The following is a 21,427-nucleotide window of genomic DNA, read 5'->3' as shown; positions in this document are numbered from 1 at the left end:
GGGGCGGTCCGGTCCCAGGGCGGCCCGGCCCTCGGCGTCCGCGCACACCGGGCGGGCCCTCGGTCGCCCGGGGCCGCCGGCGCCCGGCCGGGGCGGGGTCCACCGTGGCGCGGCTTCGGCCGGGGCGGTCTCCGGCGCCCGCGGCTTCCGTCGTCGGTGCGGGCCAGGGGTGCGACCCGGCGGTACCACCCGAACGCCACATCTGCCGGGCGACCCCCGCGTCCCACATGTCACGGTGGCAGCGTCCCTCCCTGCTGCCGCCGAGACCGGAGCGAATCCCATGGCCGACCTGCAGGATGAACGACCCGACACGGGCCACGTCCCCGTCGGCCCCGGGTCCGTAGGAGCCGAAGAGGTCCCCGCCTCGGTGGCGGCCGGCGCCCTCGACCGGGTCACCGCCCTGCTGTCCACCCACCCCGTCGCGGACGGGTGCAACACCCTGGTCTGGACGCTGCGCCAGAGCCCGTACCACGAGATCGACACCTCGGACGCCGGCGTCGACACCGACTTCCCGAGGCTGCGCGCCGGGGGAGTGGGAGCCCAGTTCTGGTCGCTGCTGCCCCCGGGTGACGAGACCGGCTCCGCGGACCAGCTCCTCTCCGACACCCTCGACCAGATCGACGCGGCGCTGGCCCTGGTGCGGCGCTACCCCGACAGCCTGCGCCTCGCGCTGAGCGCCGATGACATGGCCGACGCCCGCAACCGCGGCCGGATCGCGTCTTTCCTGGGCCCCGTGCCCGGCCGTACGCTGACCGGCTCCCTGGGCGCCCTGCGCGCCTTCCACACGCTGGGCGTACGGCTCCTCGCGCCCGCCGGAGCACCCTGGGCCGAAGACGGCCTGACCGTCTTCGGCCACGAGGTGGCCCGGGAGATGAACCGGCTCGCGATGCTGCTCGACCTCACCGGCTGCCCGCCGGAGGCGGCCTGCCAGCTCGTGGACGCCTCGAAGGCGCCGGTGCTCATCTCGAACACGGGCGCGGCCGCGCTCAACCCGCATCCGGGGAACGCGACCGACGAGGTCCTGCGCGCGCTGGGCGCGGCGAACGGCCTGGCGATGGTCACCTTCGACACCGCGCGGACCGGGGACTCCCTGCACGCGGTGGCGGACCACGTGGACCACGTACGGGCGGTGGCGGGCCCGCAGAGCGTCGGACTCGGAGCCGCCTTCGGCGCCGAGTCGGGCACCCCCCGCCCGGCCGGCCTGACCGACGCCTCGGGCTACCCGAGGCTGCTCGCCGAACTGCTGGCACGGGGCTGGCCGGAGGCGGACCTGGCCCTGCTGACCTGGGGCAACGCCCAACGGGTGGTGCGCGACGCGGAGTTCATCTCCCGCGCCGCCCAGCACCACCGCACGACCCCTTGACGCGCCACGCCTTGACGCACCCCTCGCACCCCTCGCGCCCCTCGGCCCTGGGGGCCTCGGCGGCTTCGGGCCGCTGCGCCGGACTCCGTCGGTCGAGACGTGACGCGGTCGGCGCCGGCCCGGACCAGCCGGCGCCGGACTCCGTCCGGCGGGCCCCGGCGGGGGCTCAGGCGCGGGGGCGGCCCATCGCGCGGTAGGTCCAGCCCGCCGCGCGCCAGCGGTCGACGTCCAGGGCGTTGCGGCCGTCGAGGACGAGGCGGTCGGTGACGACCTCGGCGAGCCCCACCGGGTCGAGCTCGCGGAACTCGCGCCACTCGGTGAGGTGCAGGACGACCTCCGCCCCGTGGGCGGCCTCCAGCGCGGAGTCCGCGTAGCCGAGGGTGGGGAAGACCCGGCGGGCGTTGTCCATGCCCTTGGGGTCGTAGACGGTGACCTGGCCGCCCTGGAGGTGGATCTGCCCGGCCACGTTCAGCGCGGGCGAGTCGCGGACGTCGTCCGAGTCGGGCTTGAAGGTCGCGCCCAGCACGGCGACCCGCTTGCCGAGGAACGATCCGCCCACCGCTTCGCGGGCGAGTTCGACCATGTGCCCGCGGCGGCGCATGTTGATCGAGTCGACCTCGCGCAGGAAGGTCAGGGCCTGGTCCGCGCCGAGCTCGCCGGCCCGCGCCATGAACGCCCGGATGTCCTTGGGCAGGCAGCCCCCGCCGAAGCCGATCCCGGCCCGCAGGAACTTCGCGCCGATCCGCTCGTCGTAGCCGATGGCCTCCGCCAGCTTGACCACGTCACCGCCGGCGGCCTCGCAGACCTCCGCCATGGCGTTGATGAAGGAGATCTTGGTGGCGAGGAAGGAATTGGCGGCGGTCTTCACCAGTTCGGCCGTCGGGAAATCGGTGACGACCAGCGGCGTGCCCTCCGACATCGGCGCCTCGTACACCTCGCGCAGCAGTTTCTCGCCGCGCTCGCCCTGTACGCCGACCACGATCCGGTCCGGGTGCAGGGTGTCCTGGACCGCGAAGCCCTCCCGCAGGAATTCCGGGTTCCAGGCCAGTTCCACGTCCTCGCCGGCCGGGGACAGCTCCACGAGCTTCGCCGCCAGCCGCTCCGCCGACCCCACCGGCACCGTCGACTTGCCGACCACCAGCACCGGCCGCGTCAGGTGCGGGGCCAGCGAGGAGATCGCGGAGTCGACGTAACTCATGTCGCAGGCGTACTCGCCGCGCTTCTGCGGGGTGTTCACGCAGACGAAGTGCACGTCGCCGAAGGCGCCGACCTCCTCCCAGGAGGTCGTGAACCGCAGCCGTCCCGAGGAGCCGGGCAGTCCCGCCACGTGTGACGCCAGCAGCTCCTCCAGCCCGGGCTCGTACATGGGGACGCGGCCCGCCGCCAGCATCTCGATCTTCTCCGGTACGACGTCCAGCCCCAGCACCTCGAACCCCAGCTCCGCCATCGCCGCGGCGTGGGTCGCGCCGAGGTATCCGGTGCCGATCACAGTGATCTTGAGGGGGGCCATGCGTGCTCCAGAGGGGTGCGGGCCGATTGCGGCACCGAGCATAGTCGCCGCCGTCAGCGGGGACGCTCACCAGCAGGCACCCCTGCTGTCACGCAGCTCACGTACGCCCGACATATCGCTGCCGGGACGTCAGACACTAGGCTTCGGTTACTTAACGGTAGTTAGCATCACGCATCACCCTGGGGAGTGAGAGATCTTGGCGGGTTCTGCCGACTTCGACCTGTACCGCCCGGCCGAGGAGCACGACATGCTCCGCGAGTCCGTCCGCTCGCTCGCCGAGGCGAAGATCATGCCGTTCGCGGCCGCGGTCGACGAGGAGTCCCGCTTCCCGCAGGAGGCCCTCGACGCCCTGGTCGCCAGCGACCTGCACGCGGTCCACGTACCCGAGACCTACGGCGGCGCCGGCGCCGACGCCCTCGCCACCGTGATCGTGATCGAGGAGGTGGCCCGCGTCTGCGCCTCCTCCTCCCTCATCCCGGCCGTCAACAAGCTCGGCTCGCTCCCGGTGATCCTCTCCGGCTCCGAGGAGCTCAAGGCCAAGTACCTCGGGCCCCTCGCCAAGGGCGACGCGATGTTCTCGTACGCCCTCTCCGAGCCGGACGCGGGCTCCGACGCCGCGGGCATGAAGACGCGCGCCGTGCGCGACGGGGACTTCTGGGTCCTCAACGGCGTCAAGCGCTGGATCACCAACGCGGGCGTCTCCGAGTACTACACGGTCATGGCCGTCACCGACCCTTCGAAGCGCTCCAAGGGCATCAGCGCCTTCGTCGTCGAGAAGGGCGACGAGGGCGTCTCCTTCGGCGCCCCGGAGAAGAAGCTCGGCATCAAGGGCTCGCCCACGCGCGAGGTGTACCTCGACAACGTGCGCATCCCCGCCGACCGCATGATCGGCGCCGAGGGCACCGGATTCGCCACCGCGATGAAGACCCTCGACCACACCCGCATCACGATCGCCGCCCAGGCCCTCGGCATCGCGCAGGGCGCCCTGGACTACGCCAAGGGCTACGTCCAGGAGCGCAAGCAGTTCGGCAAGCCGATCGGCGACTTCCAGGGCGTGCAGTTCATGCTCGCGGACATGGCCATGAAGATCGAGGCCGCCCGCCAGCTGACGTACGCGGCGGCGGCGAAGTCCGAACGGGTCGACGCGGACCTCACCTTCTTCGGCGCCGCGGCCAAGTGCTTCGCCTCCGACGTGGCCATGGAGGTCACCACGGACGCCGTCCAACTCCTCGGCGGCTACGGCTACACGCGCGACTACCCGGTGGAGCGCATGATGCGCGACGCCAAGATCACCCAGATCTACGAGGGCACCAACCAGGTCCAGCGGATCGTCATGGCCCGCAACCTGCCGTAGGCGGCGTCCCGGCCGGAGGCGGTGGGTTCAGCCGCCTCCGGCCTTGGCGTGCCCTTCGCATGGGCTAAATTTGGACCTTCGTACGCCGAATCGGTTGGGGAGAACGCAATGACGGAAGCGATCCTGCTGGTCGGCGGACAAGGGACGCGGCTGCGTCCCGTGACGGTGAACACGCCGAAGCCGATGGTTCCCACGGCCGGTGTTCCCTTCCTCGCCCACCAGATAGCCAGGGCCGCCGCCGCCGGTGTCACGCACATCGTGATGGCCACCTGCTACCTCGCCGAGGTCTTCGAGCCCTACTTCGGCGACGGATCGGGCTTCGGCGTCACCCTCGAATACGTCGTGGAGGACGAGCCCCTGGGCACCGGCGGGGCCATCCGCAATGCCGCCCGGCGGCTGACCGGCGACCCGGACTCCTCCGTCCTCGTCTTCAACGGCGACATCCTCACCGGCCTGGACATCGCCGGTCTGGTCGAGTCGCACAAGGCGGCCGACGCCGACGTCTCCCTGCACCTGGTGCGGGTCGACGACCCGCGCGCCTTCGGCCTGGTGCCCACCGATTCCACCGGGCGGGTGCTGGCCTTCACCGAGAAGCCGCAGACCCCCGAAGAGATCATCACGGACCAGATCAACGCCGGCTGCTACGTCTTCCGCCGCAGCGTCATCGACTCCATCCCGGCCGGCCGCCCGGTCTCCGTGGAGCGCGAGACCTTCCCCGGTCTGCTCTCCTCCGGTGCCACGCTGCACGGGGTCACGGAGAACACGTACTGGATGGACCTCGGCAAGCCCGAGTCCATCATCCAGGCCTCCGCCGACCTCGTCCGCGGCGTCGTCTCCTCCCCGGCCGTCCCCGGACGCCGCGGGGAGTCCCTGGTGCTGCCCGGCGCCCATGTGGCGGCCGGGGCCAAGCTGTCGGGGGGCACCGTCGTGGGCGCCGGAGCCCGGGTCGAGGAGGGGGCCATCGTCCAGGGGTGCATCGTCCTGGACGGCGCGGTCATCGGCGCGGACGCCCAGCTGAGCGCCAGCCTGATCGGAGCCCGTGCCTCCGTGGGCGCGCGGACCGTGCTGGAAGGTGCCGTCATCGGCGACGACGCCGTCGTAGGGGCCGACAACGAACTCCGCACCGGTGCGCGGGTGTGGTGCGGGGCGCGGCTGCCCGCGGCCGCCATCCGCTTCTCCCCGGACGCCTGATCGCGCGACGCTGGGGGCGCGGACGTACGCCCCCAGCGTGCTCACTCGCCGCGGACGGTGACCTTCTCGTCGTTCTGGATCTGCTTCACCAGCTGCTGCACCTTCGCCTTGTCCCAGACCAGGTTGCCGCCGCGCTGGCCGGAGATGGGGATGTTCATCGAGACCCCGTCACCCCCGCTGATGCCCTTCATCGCGAAGAACATCTGGCCCATGTCCCACAGGGACATGTCCTTGTCCACGATCAGCGTGTCCAGCCCCGCACCCAGCGTCGGATACAGCGTGAACGGGTTCAGGATGGTGGACGGCGTGGCCGCCTGGTTGGCGAGCGCCGAGAGGAACTTCTGCTGGTTCTTCGTGCGTTGGAGGTCCGACTCCGCGAAGGCGTACCGGGTCCGGACGTAGGCGAGCGACTGCTCGCCGTTCAGCGTCTGGCGGCCGGCCTGGAAATCGGCGCCCGACTTCTCGTCCTTGAAGGCCTTCTCGATGTCCAGCTCCACACCGCCCAGCGCGTCCACGATGTTCGCGAAGCCGGCGAAGCCGATCTCCGCGTAGTGGTCGATGCGCAGACCGGTGTTGTGCTCCACCGTCCGCACCAGCAGCTCCGGGCCGTCCTCCGCGTACGCAGCGTTGAGCTTGACCCGCCGTCCCTGCGCGGGGAACTTCTTGCCCGACTGCGAGCCGACGAAGGAGGGGATCTCCACGTCCGAGTCGCGCGGCAGCGAGATCATCGTGTTCCCGCTGGAACACTTGGCGAGGATCATCATCGAGTCGGTCCGCTTGCCGTCGGCCGAGCCCGTGTGCAGCTTCTTCTTCTCCTCGGCGGACATGCCCTCGCGGCTGTCGGAGCCCACGATCAGGTAGGTCGTGCAGTCGCCCTCCTTCGGGCGCTCGATGACCTTGGAGAGGTCGACCTCGCGGCGCACGTTGGAGTCGGCCCAGAAGTAGGTGGCGACCGTGGTCACCAGCAGCGCGGAGGCCAGCACGATGGAGCCGACCTTGATCCGCCGGCGCCAGTCCGGTGCCGGGCCGGGCGCCCGCCCGGGGCCGCCGGGCGCGGGCGGCGGCAGCGGCGGCCCGCCGGGGCCCTGGCCGCCCGCGGGAGCGCCGTAGACCTGGCCGGTGTTGTAGCCGCTGTCGTAGCCGCCGTAGGTGTCGTGGCTCTGCGACTGCTGCGGCGGCACGCCGTACGCGGGCGGTCCCGCCGGCCGGGCGGGCGGCGGGACCACCGGCTGAGCGGGCCGCTGCGGCTGCTGCCGCCGGACGTGCCGCATCCGCTGCGCGCCCTCGGGCTGCGCCTGCCCGCTGCCCCGCCCGTACCCGTCGTCGCGGCGACCGCGGTCGTCGCGGTCGCCGTCCCACCCTGCTGGCCAGTCATTCATGCGCCAAGGATGCCTGGCCGGGCGTGTCGTCCGACAGCCCGGGGGTGGGTCCGTACCGGGGCTGTTGCAGAGCTGATGCCTCTATTACGGCTCTAAGGTGTCTGTATGACAGAGATACGGGGCGAACTGCCCGGGAAGCCGACATCGGCCTCCCGGACCACCCTCAGCCACATCATGACCGCCAACGACACCAACCTCCTCGGCACCGTGCACGGCGGCGTGATCATGAAGTTGGTGGACGACGCGGCCGGCGCCGTGGCGGGCCGCCACTCCGGGGGCCCGGCGGTCACCGCCTCCATGGACGAGATGGCCTTCCTCGCGCCCGTACGCGTGGGGGACCTGGTCCACGTGAAGGCCCAGTGCAACTGGACCGGCCGCTCCTCCATGGAGATCGGCGTACGGGTCCTCGCGGAGCGGTGGAACGAGTCCACCCCCGCCACCCAGGTCGGCAGCGCCTACCTCGTCTTCGCGGCGGTCGACGCCGAGGGCAAGCCCCGCCACGTCCCGCCCGTCCTGCCGGAGACCGAGCGCGACGAGCGGCGCTACCAGGAGGCCCAGATCCGCCGCACCCACCGGCTCGCCCGCCGCCAGGCGATCATGGCGCTGCGCGAGGAGCGGTCGGCCCAGGGCTTCGACGGCTGACCTCGCCCGCGCGCGCCCCAAACGGCCCGCTGATCCAGGCCCGTTGATCCGGGCCGCTGCCCGAACCCGCCCGCGGTCATGTGCCGCAGATCACCTGGTCGCCGGTGACCACGCCGAACTCGCCCTGCGGGTCCTGCGCCCGCACCGGCACCACCTGGCGGTAGTCGGCGCCCGCGGTCACCAGCACCGTCCGCCCCCGGCCCGCGACCGCGCGAAGCACGCTGCCCGGCAGCGCGGTCGACACCGTCCGGGCCGAGCGGTCCCAACGCGGGTCGTACGTCACCACCGTGCGCTTGATCTCGCGGCTGGCGCCGTTGCCCGGGGCCCCGGTGGTGTCGAAGCCGGTGGCCCGCAGCGCCGCGTCGACCCGCCCGCCCAGCCCGTCGATCCGGGTCCCGTTCTCCACCTGGACCCGGATCTGCTGCGGGGGCACGTCCACCGGCACGGCCTCCGGCCGGCCGGCCGGAGCCGGAGGCCGGACGGGGGACAGCGGCCGGTCTTCGCGCAGCGCCTGGAAGAGCTTGGCGGCCTTCGGCTCGTCCCACTTCACGGTGGAGCCGATGCCCTCGACCGGATACGAGGCACTGCCGATCGGCACCGAGGCGAACTCGGAGGAGGACGGCGTGAAGTCGCGCATCGCCTGCCCTAGCGCGAGCATCTGCTCCGAGCCGAAGCCCCGGTCGGCCCGGACGGAGCCGAGCAGGGTGGAGCTGACCTGCTTGAACTTCACCGGGTTGAGCAGTACGCCGCTGGTGGTCGCCTGCTTGATCAGGGCGGCGAGGAACCGCTGCTGACGCTGCATCCGGCCGAGGTCCGCCGCTCCGTCGATATGGCGTGAGCGCACGTACTGCAAGGCCTGCCCGCCGGTGAGCCGGTGGGTGCCGGGCAGCAGGTCGAGGCCGGTGTTCCGGTCGCGCATGGTCTTGGCGGTGCAGATGTCCACGCCGCCCATCGCGTCGACGGTCTTCATGAAGCTGGTGAAGTCCACCTCCAGGTAGTGGTCGATCTTCACGCGGGTCATGTTCTCGACGGTCCGCACGGTCAGATTGGGGCCGCCCTCCGCGTAGGCCGCGTTCAGCCTGACGGGATGGGGCTTGTGCGCCTTGCCGGTGACCTGGTCCCGGTGCGCGGGCACTTCGGCGTAGCTGTCGCGCGGCAGGCTGACCACGCTCGCCCGTTTCCTGTCGGCCGAGAGGTGCACGAGCATGATCGTGTCGGTGCAGTGGCAGGGCGCGCCGCCCAGGCGGTATTCGCGCTTCTGCTCGGGGTTGATCCGGTCCCGGCCGTCGGTGCCGACGAGCAGGACGTTCAGGCCGTGCCCGGCCTGCGGGCGGTTCTTCATGTCCTTGAAGGGGTCGACCCGGTCGATTCCGGTGTCCAGCCCGGTCATCACGGCGTGCCCGATGGCGCCGGAGCCCAGTACCGCCACCGCCAGACCGGCCGCGATCCGTACTCCCCACCGGGGCCGCTCCTCGCGCCGCCGAGCCGGACCGCCGCCGCGGCCACGCCGCACGCGCTGCGACTGGGGCGGCCTGGCGGGACGGGTGGGACGGTGCGGCTGGGGCACGGGGGACACCTCCGCGGGGGGACGACAGGGGGGCGACAGCGGGACCGGCGGCGGACCGGCGGCGACGGCGGGACCGAAGGCGACAGGCAACGGCCCGGAGGTCGGGCTGACGGGTCAGAAGGGTTCGGGGCGATTCGTCAGAACAGTAGGCCCATACGATCAGCCTCTGTCCTTACCGCTCGCTCGGCGCGCACCCGGTTCCCCCGTACGCGGTAACGTGACACCGATACCCGACCTTGAAGGACCACATGCCCGCCCAGCAGCCCGCAGTCTCGGTGATCATGCCGGTGCTCAACGAGGAGCGCCACCTCCGCCACTCCGTCCGCCACATCCTGGAACAGGAGTACGCGGGCGAGATGGAGGTGGTGATCGCACTCGGGCCGTCCACGGACCGCACCGACGAGATCGCCGCCGAGCTCATCGCCGAGGACCCCCGCGTCCACACCGTCCCGAACCCCTCCGGTCGCACCCCGGCCGCCCTCAACGCCGCCATCAAGGCCTCCCGCCACCCCATCGTGGTGCGCGTCGACGGCCACGGCATGCTCTCGCCGGACTACATCGCCACCGCGGTGCGCCTGCTGGAGGAGACCGGTGCGCAGAACGTCGGCGGGCTCATGCACGCCGAGGGCGAGAACGCCTGGGAAGAGGCCGTCGCCGCCGCGATGACCTCGAAGATCGGCGTTGGCAACGCGGCCTTTCACACCGGTGGCCAGGCGGGACCGGCGGAGACCGTGTACCTCGGGGTCTTCCGCCGGGAGGCGCTGGAGCGGGCCGGCGGGTACAACGAGGAGTTCATCCGGGCCCAGGACTGGGAGCTGAACTTCCGCATCCGCGAGGCCGGCGGCCTGATCTGGTTCTCGCCGGAGCTGCGGGTCCAGTACCGGCCGCGGCCCTCCGTACGGGCGCTGGCCAAGCAGTACAAGGATTACGGGCGGTGGCGGCACGTGGTGGCCCGCTACCACTCGGGCTCGATCAACCTGCGCTACCTGTCCCCGCCGGCCGCCGTGTGCCTGATCGCGGCCGGTCTGGTCGTGGGCGCCGCCGTCACCCCGTGGGGCTTCGCCGCCCCGGCCGGCTACCTGGCCGCGATCACCGCGGGTTCCGTGCCGGCGGGCAGGGGGCTCTCGCTCAGGGCCCGGATGCGGATCCCGGTGGCCCTCGCCACCATGCACATGTGCTGGGGATTCGGGTTCCTCACCAGCCCGCGTTCGCTCGCGGACAAGGTCATCGCGAGCCGCCGCCCGGCGGTCGACCGCGACGCCTCGCAGGTCTGAGACGCCCGCAGGTCAGCTGCGTACGAAGGGGCCCGGCGGCGGCTGTGTTCTTCACAGCCGCCGCCGGGCCCCTCGCGCGTACGCCTACCAGGTGAAGCCGGGCTGGATCTTCATGCACGCCTTGTCGTCGTCGCCGTTGAGGGCGCGGGCGGAATCCGGGGCCTTGGTCGCGACGGGCGGCGGCGGGGTCGGCGCGCTGCCGGTCCGCCAGTCCTTGCCCACGAACAGGACGATCCCGGAGACCTCGTCGGACATCTGGACCGAGGAGGGCGGCAAACCGAGCGCGGCGGCCACGGCGGAGGCGTCGCCCGCCCGGTCCGCCGTGGCGTAGCGGATCACCGTGGTCTCCTCGCCCGCGGACAGGTTGTCGGCGGTGGCGCGCGTGAAGCCCTGGCCGACCAGCTGAGCGGCGACCTCGCTGGCCCGGCCGTTGACCTTTCCCTTGGCGCCCTCCTTGCCGCCGCTGGCGTTGCGGACGGTGACCGCGATCCTCGCGGGCGGCGCGGCCGGGGCGGCGGTGGGAAGCTGGGCCGGCGCGGTCGGGGTGCCGGAGGCGCCGGGCGCGGACGAGGCCGACGCGGAAGCGCCCGGCACCGGAGAGGCCGGCCCCGGAGAGGTCGGCGCGGAGGCGGTGGCGGCCGGCGCGGTGGCGGCCGGCGGGGAGGCGGTGCCCGTGGCGGGCTCGGAGCCCTTGCCGTCGAGCGCGACGTCCTCCCGCACCATCCGGAAGAGGGCCTCGGCCTCTTCCGCCATCGGCTCGACCCGTCCCTCCATGCCCGGCTTCGTGCTGTAGACCCACGGCATGGTGGCCATGGTGATCCGGCCGGGCGGGACCTTCTTGAGTTCCATGCTGAGGTCGAACAGTTTGTCGATCTTGTTGAGGCCGGTGTCCACGACCATGGCTTCGATGGCCGCCTGGGCCAGGCTGTTGAGCTTCACCGGGTTGGTGAGCTTCGCGTTCTTGCGGAACTCGCGGGCCATCGAGTTCATGTACTGGTGCTGGGCGTGGGTGCGGCCGATGTCGGTGCCGTCCTCGAAGCCGTAGCGCGTGCGCAGCCACTGCAGGGCCGTCTCGCCCTGGATGACGCTCTCGCCCGCCGGCAGCTTCAGGCCGGAGCCCTTGCCGTCGCGGGTGAGGGAGTGCACGTTCTGCTCCACGCAGACGGGGACGCCGCCGATGGCGTCCGCCATCGAGACGACCCCCTTGAAGTCGATCATCATGAAGTGATCGATGGGGATCTTGGTCAGCTCCTGCCAGGCGGCGACGGTGCAGCCCGGTCCGCCGCGGCTCAGGGACTCGTTGGTCTGGACGAGCCCCTTGCTGGCCGGGTGCACCTTGCCGTTCGGCTCCGTGCACTTGGGCATCATCAGCATGGTGTCGCGGGGCATCGACACCACGGACATGTTGCTGCGGTCCGCGGACAGGTGCAGCAGCATCTGCACGTCCGCGAGGGGCGGCCCGTCGAAGGTGTCCGTGGCCCCGCCCAGTGCCTGGTTCTCGGGGTCGTCGCGGGCGTCGGAGCCGATGAGCAGGATGTTCAGCGGTGTCTGCCCGAAGGCGTTGGGCTTGGAACCGCCCAGCTTGTTCTCGCCCAGGTTCAGCGCGTCCGTCTGGATGCTGCCGTTGAGGTGGCGGTAGTAGAGGTAGCCGGCCGCCGCCGTCCCGAGTATGAGCAGGGACAGTACGGAGGACACCCAGCGCAGGACGCGCCGCCGTCCCCGCCGTGTCGGACGGCCGCCCCGGGCCGTGCGGCCCGGGCCCGCGCCGCCGCCCCGCTGCGGGGGCACCGTGCCGGGCGCGCCCGCGTCGCCGCCCGGTATGCCACCGGCGGGCCGGGCAGGCGCCCCCTCCCCTCGCACGCTGCTGTGCCTCACGCGTACCCCCCCTGCAATTCCTGTGTGTCGTTGTGGTGCGCAGGCCGACCGGCTGCGGCCGGTCCGGTTACTTGGCGCAGATCGCCTTGTCGGCCTCGACCCGCTGTACTTCCTCGGGCAGCGCCTGCGGAGCCGGCGCCGACAGCGGAGCCCCCGGCTCCTTGAAGTCGGCGCCCAGGGTCAGCTTCATCGGGGTCCTCGCGGCGGCGTCCGCCGTACCCATCTTCATCGCGGTAACCGGGAGTCCCATCAGGTCCGCCAGCGCCCGCGCCTGGTCGGCCTGGTTGGGCGCGTACTCCAGCTGTGTGGCGGCGACCTTCGCGGGAGCGTTGCCGAGGTTGCTGGCCTTCGGCACGCCCTTGGTGTTCTGCAGCCAGTTCAAGGTCGTGGACGCCGAGCCCTTGGGGCCGCCGCCGTTGTAGACGTCCACCCGTACGTCCGCGGCGGGCGCGCGGTTGCCCTGGAGCAGCGCGTCCTGCTTGCCCTTGGCCTCCGCGTCGGCCGCCTCCTTCGCGGCCTGCTCCTTCTGCTCGACCTCCGTCAGCGAGACGTCCCCCCGGATCATCTGCAACAGAGGCTCGGCCAGAGTCGTATTGACGATGACGGTCGCCTTCTTGTGCTCGGGCTCGGCCGGATTGTCGAGCACGGGCAGGGTGGTGAAGGTGATGTTCTTCATGTCGATGTTCTTCAACTCCCCGGCCAGGTCGGTGAGTTTGGCGATCGACCCTATTCCGGTGTCCACGCTCAGCGACTTCGTGGCCGCCTCCGCGAGGGAGAGGAACTTCTTGGGGCTGGTCAGCGTCTCCTTCGACTTCATCTCGCGCATCATCGAACCCAGGAACTGCTGCTGCATCCTGATCCGGTCGAGGTCGCTGTTGTTGCCGAAACCGTGCCGGGTGCGGACGAAGGCGAGGGCCTGCTCCCCCTGCAAGCGGTGTTCGCCGGGGGGCAGGTTCAGCTGGGAGCCCTCCTTGTCGTTCACGGCCTTCTCCAGGCACACCGGTACTCCGCCGACCGCCGAGCTCAGCGTCTTGACGGCGTTGAAGTCGGCCATCATGAAGTGGTCGACCTCGATCCCGGTGAGTTCCTTGACCGTGCGCATGGTGCAGCCCGCGTCGCGGCCCTCCTGGCCCAGGCTGTTGTTGAAGCGGGTCCCCCTGGTGGGCGCGATCGTCTTCGTCGAACCGTCCGGCTGCTTCGTCGGGCAGGCCGGGATGTTGGCGATCAGGTCGCGCGGGATCGACAGCGCGGTCGCGTTCGTCCGGTCCTTCGAGACGTGGAAGAGGATCGTGGTGTCGGCGTGGCCGGCGCTGTCCTTGTCCCCGTAGCTCTCGTTGCCGGCGCCCGTGCGCTTGTCGGTGCCGATGACCAGGATGTTGATCGGCTGGTCCTTCTTGAAACCGCCGCTGCCCGCTTCCCCGACGTCGGTGACGTTGAGGTTGCCGTTCAGGTGGTCGTAGTACAGGTACGCGGCCACCGAGCCGCCGACCAGCAGGAAGGCCAGCACCCCGCCGGTGACGACCAGGCCCTTCTTGCGGCCCCCACCGCCCGCGGCCTTGCGGGAGCGGCCACCGCGCCGGCCGCCGGGCGGGCCGTCGCCGCGCCGCGGCCTCGGCACCGCAGGCGAAGAGGTGCCGGGCGTGCCGGGGGTTGCGGGAGCGCTGGGAGCGGTACGCGTCGGAGCCGGTCTGCGCGGCGCGGTGACGGAGGGCGGCGACGACTGCGCTGCGGAGTGATCCAGTCGCAGTTCGTAGTGGCCTGTGCGGGGATTGAGCACCCACTGGTCGGCGGGGTCGATCCCGTCTGCCCGCCCACGGTTTTGCGCATCCACGGTTGCTCGAATCCTCCGTCGGGTGCCTCGCGACGCGCCTCCCCCGGGCGCACGGTCAACGATCCGGCTGGTGCACGGCCTCTTGGCTGGCCAGGGCACCGGGTCGCTCACCTTATCCGCCCAGTTCAGCCGCAAACCATGCTGGTGACAAATTGCACCGCCCTTATAACGGGGCATACAGCTCATACAACCCGGTTCGGGCAGCTGCTTTTTGGATTGCTTTACCGGCAGTCGGCGACGCCCGCCGTGGTTCCGGTAAAGGTGGGGACGGGTGTGGGCCCCTCGCTGGTTCCCTGGCCCGGCCGCTGCCCCTCCGTGCCGGTCCCCGGGGTCGCGGCGCCGTCCGAGGCCTCCGCTTCGGTCTCGGGGCTGGGCGGGGCCACCGTGACCGGCTTGTCCAGCCGCAATTGCCCGAAGAGCCGGGCCGCGTCCGGCTCCACCAGCTCGTCCCGGTTCGGGTTGGCGGTGTACGGCCGACGGGGCACCGTCAGGAACTTGACCTCCTTGGTCGGTATGTCCCTTACGCCCCGTACGAATTCATACAACCCGCGCAACGAGGCCAGCCCGGGATCCGTGGTCACCGAGGAGGTCGCCGCGTCCAGGAGCGGGTAGAGCCGCGCCGGATTGAGCAGAACCCCGTTGCTCTGCACCTTCTTGACGAGCGAACCGAGGAACTGCTGCTGGCGCTCCATCCGTTCGGTGTCGCTGCCGTTGCCGAGGCCGTACCGGGCCCGGACGAAGCCGAGCGCCTGCTCTCCCCTCAGGGTCTGCCGCCCGGCGGGCAGCCTCAGCTTGGCCTCGGAGTCGTGCACCGGCCGCTTGAGGCAGACCTCCACCCCGCCGATGGAGTCGATCATCTTCTTGAACCCGACGAAGTCCACCACCATGTGGTGGTCGACGCGGATGCGGGTGAGCTTTTCCACCGTACGGATCGTGCAGGCGGCCCCGCCCCACTGGAAGGCCCAGTTGAACTGTGCGAACTGCGCGGTGGTGCGGCTCCCGTCGGCCTTGAGGCAGCTCGGGACCTCCACCATCAGGTCCCTGGGGATCGATACCGCGGTGGCGCTGCGCCGGTTCGCCGGCAGGTGCAGCAGGATCGCGGTGTCCGAGCGCTCGGTGCCCCGGTCCTGGCCGTACCGGGCGTTCTCCCGGCCGGAGCGCGAGTCGGAGCCGATCAGCAGGATGTTCTGCGCGCCGTGGCCCTCGTGCGTCGGGCGCTCCCGTTCGTAGCGCTCCAGCTCGGCCGCCGCGGAGGTGTCCGCGGTGATGTTCCCGTCGAGCTTGTTGTAGATCCACCAGCCGGTGGACGCCCCGGCCAGTGCGAACAGGGCCAGGCCGAGACCGGTGTGGCGCAGCAGTCGGCGCCTGCGGTTTCGCGGAGGCTCGGGAGTGCCTCCGGCCGCATGGGTGCCGCCCGGTATGCCTGCGCTGTCGGTCACTCGCGTTCCGCCCCTCGCCGCTCCGCAACCGGCCGTACGGGTAGGTACGGCCACTGCCGATCCTGCCTCCGGGCGGCCGCGGCGGCCCGGGGACAAGGGCGCGTCTAGGGCCGTTCGGGTGATAAATCGCCCCGTTCCCGGGAGGAGCGGTGGCGAATGGCGGGCAATCGGAGGGTGGTGCGGGCGGCGGAGCGGTCAGGGGGTGTCGACGGCCGGGGCGGAGAGTGCGCGATCAGACGGTGTGGGTGACGCGCTCGCTCTCGACCCGCTGAGCCAGTGCCTCCGCCGACAGCCGGTCCAGGTTCCGGCACAGCACCACCGACCCGCCGGCGGCCAGAGGCGCGTAGAGACCGGCCGACAGGCCCTCCCAGGTGTCGTAGCCGCCCCCGGTCAGCACCCGCGAGCCCTCGCCGAGGCCCAGGGCGGCCGCGTCCGCGCGGGCCCGGTCGGTGAGCGCCGCGTACGAGAGCTCCTCGCCGCCCACGACCAGCCCGGGCCCGCCGGGATCCACCGGAACGAAGGGCGCGAACCGGTCGCCCTGCCCTGGCACCTCCACGGCGTAGTCCGCGAACCCGGCCGGCGGCTGCGGGAACCGTCCGCCCAGCGGCCGCAGCGCCAGCGCCACCCGCTCCCCGGAACAGGCGCGGGCCGCCTCCAGCGAGTCCGGCCCGCTGACGATGAGGTCCGCGTCGGCCGGATCGCCCCCCACCTCGGCGACGACGCCGACCGAGGCGCAGGCGAGCAGCCAGACGGCGCTCTGCCAGTGCGCGGGAAGCAGCAGCGCGAGCCGGTCGCCCGGTCCGGCGGCCAGATCGCCCTGGAGCAAATTGGCTGTCTTCGCCACCCAATTGGCGAAGGTGGCGACGGACAATTCGACGCGCTCGCCCGTGGCGTCGTCGTAGAAGGTGACGAGCGGGCGGCCCGGATCGGCGGCGAGCGCGGATCGCAGCAGGTCGGCAGGGGTGCGGTCAATGGCGTTCACGCGGCCCAGGTTACGCGGGCCCGTCCCCCGTACGGCCGCCCCGGGCTGCTCCGTACGGGGGAGCGGCGGACGGACGGCGGCGGACGGAGCGTCAGTTCTCGGATGGCGAGGCCGGGTGCCGGTGCCCACCATCCTGTTCATGCGTGGATTCCTTGCTTCCTCGATCGGCGTCGCGACGGCAGCAGCACTGGCCCTGCCGCTCGCGCTGACTACTCCGGCCCTGGCCGAGACCGCCCCCGTGACCCCCGCCGGGTCCACCCAGTCACTGCCACTCGTCCCGCTGGGACCCTCGGCCGACCGGACCCCCGGCGTGCCCGGTATGAGCGCCTCGCCCCGCCTCCCCGAGACGCAGGGCCTGGCCGCACGTGAGGTCAGGACGTTCTCGCTCGTCGGCGTCGTCTGGGACGACGCGAACACCGAACTCGTCGGCCACGTCCAGGTCCGCACCCGCTCCAAGCAGACCGCGGCCTGGTCCGACTGGCAGGACCTGGAGACCCACAACAGCGAGCACGCCGCCGATCCCGACGCGGCGGAACGCGCCACCGGCCGGGTCCGCGGCGCCACCGCCCCGCTGTGGGTGGGCGAGTCGGACGGCGTGGAGGTCCGCGTCCAGGCCGAACCCTCCGCCCCGGCCGCGACCCGGGCCGTCCCGGGCCGGCTGCCCACGGGCATGCGGATCGAGCTCGTCGACCCCGGGGCGGAAGAGCCCGTCGCCGTACTGGACGGGAAGAACGGCACACCGGAGGGCGAGGACAAGGGCGAGGGCGAGGGGGTGGCGGGCCCGCCGGGCATGAGCATGGAGACGGCCGAGTCCTCCGCGGCGAACCTGCCGCACGCGGAGCTCGGCGCGACGGAGATCGTCGCCCTGAACAAGGCCGACTCCACCGCGGACGCGGTCTTCGCGAGCGAGGGCGCCATCACCGCCGCGGCCCGGCCGTACATCGGACCGCGGCCCCGCATCGTCACCCGCAAGGGCTGGGGCGCGGACGAGTCACTGCGCGAGAAGGGCTTCGTCTACACCAAGACGGTCAAGGCGGCCTTCGTCCACCACAGCGCCTCGGGCAACAACTACACCTGCAAGCAGGCCCCGGCGCTGCTGCGCAGCCTGTACCGCTACCACGTGGTCAGCAGCGGCTGGCGCGACCTCGGCTACAACTTCGCGGTCGACAAGTGCGGCACCGTGTACGAGGGGCGCGCGGGCGGAGTCGGCAGGGCGGTGCTGGGCGCGCACACTATGGGCTTCAACTCGGACAGCATGGGCATCGCGGTCCTCGGCTCCTTCTCGTCCACGGCGCCCCCGGCGTCGGCGGTGAACGCGGTCGCCCGGCTCACGGCCTGGAAGCTCGGCCTCTTCGGCGCGAACCCCCGCGGGCAGACGACCCTGAAGTCGGGCGGCGGCAACCTGTACGCCAAGGGCAGGAACGTGCGGCTGAACGTCATCTCCGGCCACCGGGACGGCTTCGCCACGGAATGCCCCGGCCGCCGCCTGTACGGCAAGCTCCCCACCGCCCGCACCACCTCGGCCCGCCTCCAGGGCCGCCTGTAGCGCGCAGGGCCCCCGCCCGGCTCCCGGGCGGGGGTCCGAGCCCGTGGGGATACGCTCGGAGCATGGCCGGCCGCTTCGACCCCCTCACCTCCCTCAGCCGCGCCGCGATCCGCGGCGGGGGGACGTCCGTACCCCCGGGGCGGGCAGCCACGGCCGGCGCGGTGGCCCGGGGCAAGGCCCGGTGCTGGCGCCCCGAGGGGCCCGTCGATCTCGGCCTGACCCTCGGCCCGCTGCGCCGCGGCCCCGGCGACCCGACCTTCCGCGTCACCCCCGACGGTTCGCTGTGGCGGGCGAGCCGGACGCCCCAAGGGCCCGCCACCCTCCGCGTCCGCGCGGCCGGCGCGGAGATCCACGCCGAGAGCTGGGGCCCCGGCGCGGACTGGTTCCTCGAACAGCTGCCCGCGCTCCTGGGCTCCGGCGACGACCCCGCCGCCTTCGTCCCCCGTCACCGCCTCCTGCACGCGAGCCACCGCCGCCGCCCCGGCCTGCGCCTGAGCCGCAGCGGCCTGGTCCTGGAGTCCTTGATCCCCACGATCCTGGAGCAGAAGGTCACCGCCGACGAGGCGTACCGCGCCTGGCGCCGCCTGGTGCGCCAGTACGGAGAACCGGCGCCGGGGCCGCAGGCCGCCTCCGGGCCCGCGTGGGCGTCCGGGCGGCCGGAGCTGTACGTCGCCCCCGCCGCCCGCACCTGGGCCATGATCCCGTCCTGGGACTGGCACAAGGCTGGGGTGGACTCCAAGCGCTCCGCCACCATCGTCCGCGCCGCCCGCGTGGCGCAGCGCATGGAGGAGGCGGCCGCGATGCCGCTGGCGCAGGCCGCCGCCCGGCTGGAGGCCGTCGCCGGCATCGGCCCGTGGACCTCCGCCGAGACCCTCCAGCGCAGCAACGGCGAACCCGACGCCGTCACCACCGGCGACCTGCACCTTCCCGGCATCGTCGGCTACGCCCTCGCCGACGACCGCGACGCCGACGACGCCGTGATGCTGGAGCTGCTCGCCCCCTACGCCGGCCAGCGCCACCGCGCCGCGCGTCTCATCATGCTCGCCGGCCGCATCCCGCCCCGCCGCACCCCGAAGATGCCCCGCACCGACATCGGCACGCTGTGAGGCCGCGTCGGAGACGGCCTCCGCGGCGTCCCTGAGACCGGCCCGAGACGGCCTGAGACCGCCCTGGGGGCCTACCGCACCTCGATGAAATCCGCCGCCGACCGCTCCGGCCGCGCGGCGGGAGCCGCCGCGGCGTGCCCCACCGCCACCGCCCCCATCGGATCCCAGCCGTCCGGCAGCTCCAGCACCTCGCGCACCACGTCCCGGCAGAACATCGTCGAGGAGACCCACGCGGAGCCCAGCCGCTCCCCGGCCAGCGCGACGAGGAAGTTCTGCACGCCCGCGCCCATCGCGACCACGAACATCTCCCGCTCCGCCGCGTCCCGCCGGGCGTGCCCGTAGTGGTGCGCGCCGTCCATCACCAGGCACGGCACCACCAGGCAGGGCGCGGTGCGCAGTACGTCGCCCCGCCGCACCCGCTTCGCGACGGACTCCTCGGACTTCCCGTCGGCGCGCAGGTCGGCGATCCACGCGTCGCGCATCGCGTCCAGCAGCCGCAGCCGCGCGGCCCGTGACTCCAGCAGGACGAAGCGCCACGGCGTCGTGTGGTGCGGAGCCGGGGCCGTCACGGCCGCCGCCACCGCCCGCCGGACCGCGCCCGGGTCCACCGGCTCCGAGGTGAAGGCCCGGACCGTACGGCGTTGCGTCACGGCTTCCCGTACCGCCTCCGAGGTCCCCAGTCGGAACATGTCGTCGTGCGGCGGGCGGACCAGCTCCCGCGCCGTCGAGCCCCCGCCCAGTACGCGGGCCAGTCCGCGCACGACGGCGACCGGCAGCCCGGCCGCCTTGCCCTTGACCAGGTCGCCGGCCCCGGCCAGCTCGTCGGCGGTCGCCACCACGGTCGCGCTCAGCGGGTTGCCGTGGGCGTCGGTGCCTCCGCGCAGGTCGTCCAGGACCCGTACCCCCGCGGAGCCGATCGCCACGTCCGTCAGCCCGTTGCGCCAGGGCCGCCCGAAGGTGTCCGTCACCACCACGCCGACGTCCACGCCGAGGATGTCGCGCACCCCCGCGCGGATCGCGGCCGCGGAGCCGTCCGGATCCTCGGGGAGCAGCAGGACCGTCCCGGCCGCCGTGTTGGAGGCGTCCACACCGGCCGCCGCCATGACCAGGCCCTGGCGGTTCTCGACGATCCGCAGGGGACCGCGCCGCGCCACGACCCGCACGGTCTCGGCGTCTATCGCCTCCTCCCGAGAGGCGGCCGCGACGATCCGGCCCTCGGCCTTGGAGACGATCTTCGAGGTGACCAGCAGGACGTCTCCGTCGAGCAGGCCGGGCGCGGCCGCTGCGATCAGCTTCGCCAGGTCGTCCCCCGGCCGGACCTCGGGTATCCCGTCGAGCGCCCGGACCTCGTACGAGGGCGCGCCGGCCCCGCGCGCGGCGGCCGTCACCGGGAGGCCTCGGCCAGCTCCAGCGCGGCCCGGGCCATCTCGGCGGTCGCCTCCACGTCGGTCATCATCAGCGGCACCGCGCGGCAGTGGATCCCCGCGGCCTCCACCTCGGCGACCTCGCCGGCGTCGGAGGTGTCCACGAGCCAGCCGTCGAGCAGCCCGGTCCCGTAGTGCAGAGCGACCGCGGCGGCGGTGGCCTCCACGCCCACCGCGGCCAGCACCTTGTCGGCCATTCCGCGCACGGGCGCGCCCCCGACGATGGGGGAGAGGCCCACGACGGGCGCTCCCGCGGCTGCCACGGCCTCGCGGATGCCGGGCACGGCGAGGATGGTCCCGATGGAGACCACCGGGTTGGACGGCGGGAAGATGATCACATCGGCGGCCGCGATGGCCTCCAGCACGCCGGGCGCCGGCGCGGCCTGCTCCGCCCCGACGGGGACGACGGCCTCCGCGTCCACCGAGGCGCGCAGCCGCACCCAGTACTCCTGGAAGTGGATGACCTTGCGCTGTCCGTCGCCGGATCCCGGGTCGCCGGCGGCGGGCTCGGTGATCGCGACATGGGTCTCGACGCGGTCGTCGGACATGGGCAGCAGCCGTACCCCGGGCTGCCAGCGGTCGCAGAGGGCCGCGGTGACGGCGCTGAGCGGGTAGCCCGCGCCGAGCATCTGCGTACGGACGATGTGGGTGGCGAAGTCGCGGTCGCCGAGGCCGAACCAGTCCGGTCCGACCCCGTACGCCGCGAGTTCGTCCTTGACGGTGAAGGTCTCATCGGCGCGGCCCCAGCCCTGGTCCTCGTTGATGCCACCGCCGAGGGTGTACATCACCGTGTCCAGATCGGGGCACACCTTGAGCCCGAACAGGTGAATGTCGTCACCGGTGTTGCCGATGACCGTGATGTCCGCCTCGGGGACCGCCGACTTCAGTCCGCGGAGGAAACGGGCGCCGCCGATACCGCCGGCCAGAACAACAATGCGCATGCA

General features: G+C 72.6%; 16 protein-coding genes. 7 read left to right on the top strand and 9 right to left on the bottom strand.

Annotated elements, in window-relative coordinates:
• Window positions 1-280 precede the first annotated feature (280 nt).
• A complete protein-coding gene (locus ACWDX7_RS24400) occupies window positions 281-1,363 on the top strand; it encodes a membrane dipeptidase (protein ID WP_451492580.1) in 1,083 nt (360 codons plus the stop codon).
• A gap of 166 nt (window positions 1,364-1,529) precedes the next feature.
• Here the strand turns inward: ACWDX7_RS24400 and ACWDX7_RS24395 are convergent, their stop codons facing one another.
• Window positions 1,530-2,873, bottom strand: a complete 1,344-nt coding sequence (locus tag ACWDX7_RS24395) for a UDP-glucose dehydrogenase family protein (RefSeq protein WP_451492579.1) — start codon at window positions 2,871-2,873, stop codon at window positions 1,530-1,532.
• A gap of 196 nt (window positions 2,874-3,069) precedes the next feature.
• On the opposite strand from ACWDX7_RS24395, the gene ACWDX7_RS24390 reads away from it, so the two are divergent.
• Complete coding sequence (locus tag ACWDX7_RS24390) at window positions 3,070-4,227, top strand: acyl-CoA dehydrogenase family protein (protein ID WP_451492578.1); 1,158 nt, start codon at window positions 3,070-3,072, stop codon at window positions 4,225-4,227.
• A gap of 108 nt (window positions 4,228-4,335) precedes the next feature.
• On the top strand, window positions 4,336-5,418 hold the full coding sequence (locus tag ACWDX7_RS24385) for a sugar phosphate nucleotidyltransferase (protein WP_451492577.1): 1,083 nt from the start codon (window positions 4,336-4,338) through the stop codon (window positions 5,416-5,418).
• Window positions 5,419-5,459: 41 nt separating this feature from the next.
• Here the strand turns inward: ACWDX7_RS24385 and ACWDX7_RS24380 are convergent, their stop codons facing one another.
• Window positions 5,460-6,797, bottom strand: a complete 1,338-nt coding sequence (locus ACWDX7_RS24380; protein ID WP_451492576.1) for an LCP family protein — start codon at window positions 6,795-6,797, stop codon at window positions 5,460-5,462.
• A 105-nt stretch (window positions 6,798-6,902) separates the two neighbouring features.
• Here ACWDX7_RS24380 and ACWDX7_RS24375 point away from each other — a divergent pair, with 105 nt between their 5' ends.
• Window positions 6,903-7,439 carry an acyl-CoA thioesterase gene (locus tag ACWDX7_RS24375; protein WP_451492575.1) on the top strand — a complete coding sequence of 179 codons (537 nt, stop codon included), beginning with the start codon at window positions 6,903-6,905 and terminating at the stop codon, window positions 7,437-7,439.
• Between the two features lie 76 nt (window positions 7,440-7,515).
• Here ACWDX7_RS24375 and ACWDX7_RS24370 read toward each other — a convergent pair whose 3' ends face one another.
• Window positions 7,516-9,006 carry an LCP family protein gene (locus ACWDX7_RS24370; protein ID WP_451492574.1) on the bottom strand — a complete coding sequence of 497 codons (1,491 nt, stop codon included), beginning with the start codon at window positions 9,004-9,006 and terminating at the stop codon, window positions 7,516-7,518.
• Window positions 9,007-9,254: 248 nt separating this feature from the next.
• On the opposite strand from ACWDX7_RS24370, the gene ACWDX7_RS24365 reads away from it, so the two are divergent.
• Complete coding sequence (locus ACWDX7_RS24365) at window positions 9,255-10,280, top strand: glycosyltransferase family 2 protein (RefSeq protein ID WP_451492573.1); 1,026 nt, start codon at window positions 9,255-9,257, stop codon at window positions 10,278-10,280.
• Between the two features lie 84 nt (window positions 10,281-10,364).
• Here the strand turns inward: ACWDX7_RS24365 and ACWDX7_RS24360 are convergent, their stop codons facing one another.
• The 4 genes from ACWDX7_RS24360 to ACWDX7_RS24345 form a co-directional block, all read right to left on the bottom strand.
• The gene (locus tag ACWDX7_RS24360; protein WP_451492572.1) at window positions 10,365-12,155 is read right to left on the bottom strand and encodes an LCP family protein; all 1,791 of its coding nucleotides are present in this window, start codon (window positions 12,153-12,155) and stop codon (window positions 10,365-10,367) included.
• Between the two features lie 67 nt (window positions 12,156-12,222).
• Window positions 12,223-13,986 carry an LCP family protein gene (locus ACWDX7_RS24355; protein WP_451492571.1) on the bottom strand — a complete coding sequence of 588 codons (1,764 nt, stop codon included), beginning with the start codon at window positions 13,984-13,986 and terminating at the stop codon, window positions 12,223-12,225.
• A 221-nt stretch (window positions 13,987-14,207) separates the two neighbouring features.
• Window positions 14,208-15,425 (bottom strand): LCP family protein, encoded by a 1,218-nt coding sequence (locus tag ACWDX7_RS24350; protein WP_451492570.1) that lies wholly within the window; start codon window positions 15,423-15,425, stop codon window positions 14,208-14,210.
• A 232-nt stretch (window positions 15,426-15,657) separates the two neighbouring features.
• Window positions 15,658-16,407, bottom strand: coding sequence for a TIGR03089 family protein (locus tag ACWDX7_RS24345; RefSeq protein ID WP_451492569.1), 750 nt, complete (start codon window positions 16,405-16,407; stop codon window positions 15,658-15,660).
• A 139-nt stretch (window positions 16,408-16,546) separates the two neighbouring features.
• Between ACWDX7_RS24345 and ACWDX7_RS24340 the strand changes: the two genes are divergently transcribed.
• Both ACWDX7_RS24340 and ACWDX7_RS24335 read left to right on the top strand, forming a co-directional pair.
• Window positions 16,547-17,953 carry a peptidoglycan recognition protein family protein gene (locus tag ACWDX7_RS24340; protein WP_451492568.1) on the top strand — a complete coding sequence of 469 codons (1,407 nt, stop codon included), beginning with the start codon at window positions 16,547-16,549 and terminating at the stop codon, window positions 17,951-17,953.
• A 62-nt stretch (window positions 17,954-18,015) separates the two neighbouring features.
• Complete coding sequence (locus ACWDX7_RS24335; protein ID WP_451492567.1) at window positions 18,016-19,059, top strand: DNA-3-methyladenine glycosylase family protein; 1,044 nt, start codon at window positions 18,016-18,018, stop codon at window positions 19,057-19,059.
• Between the two features lie 71 nt (window positions 19,060-19,130).
• Here the strand turns inward: ACWDX7_RS24335 and ACWDX7_RS24330 are convergent, their stop codons facing one another.
• A complete protein-coding gene (locus ACWDX7_RS24330) occupies window positions 19,131-20,447 on the bottom strand; it encodes a coenzyme F420-0:L-glutamate ligase (protein WP_451492566.1) in 1,317 nt (438 codons plus the stop codon).
• Window positions 20,444-21,424, bottom strand: a complete 981-nt coding sequence (gene cofD / locus ACWDX7_RS24325) for a 2-phospho-L-lactate transferase (RefSeq protein WP_451492565.1) — start codon at window positions 21,422-21,424, stop codon at window positions 20,444-20,446. The genes ACWDX7_RS24330 and cofD overlap by 4 nt, the downstream gene beginning before the upstream one ends.
• Between the last annotated feature and the right edge of the window lie 3 nt (window positions 21,425-21,427).

This window comes from Streptomyces sp. NPDC003034, assembly GCF_053591375.1.
The sequence above is the reverse complement of the archived record's forward strand: the minus strand, read 5'-3'. Positions and strand labels throughout refer to the sequence as shown.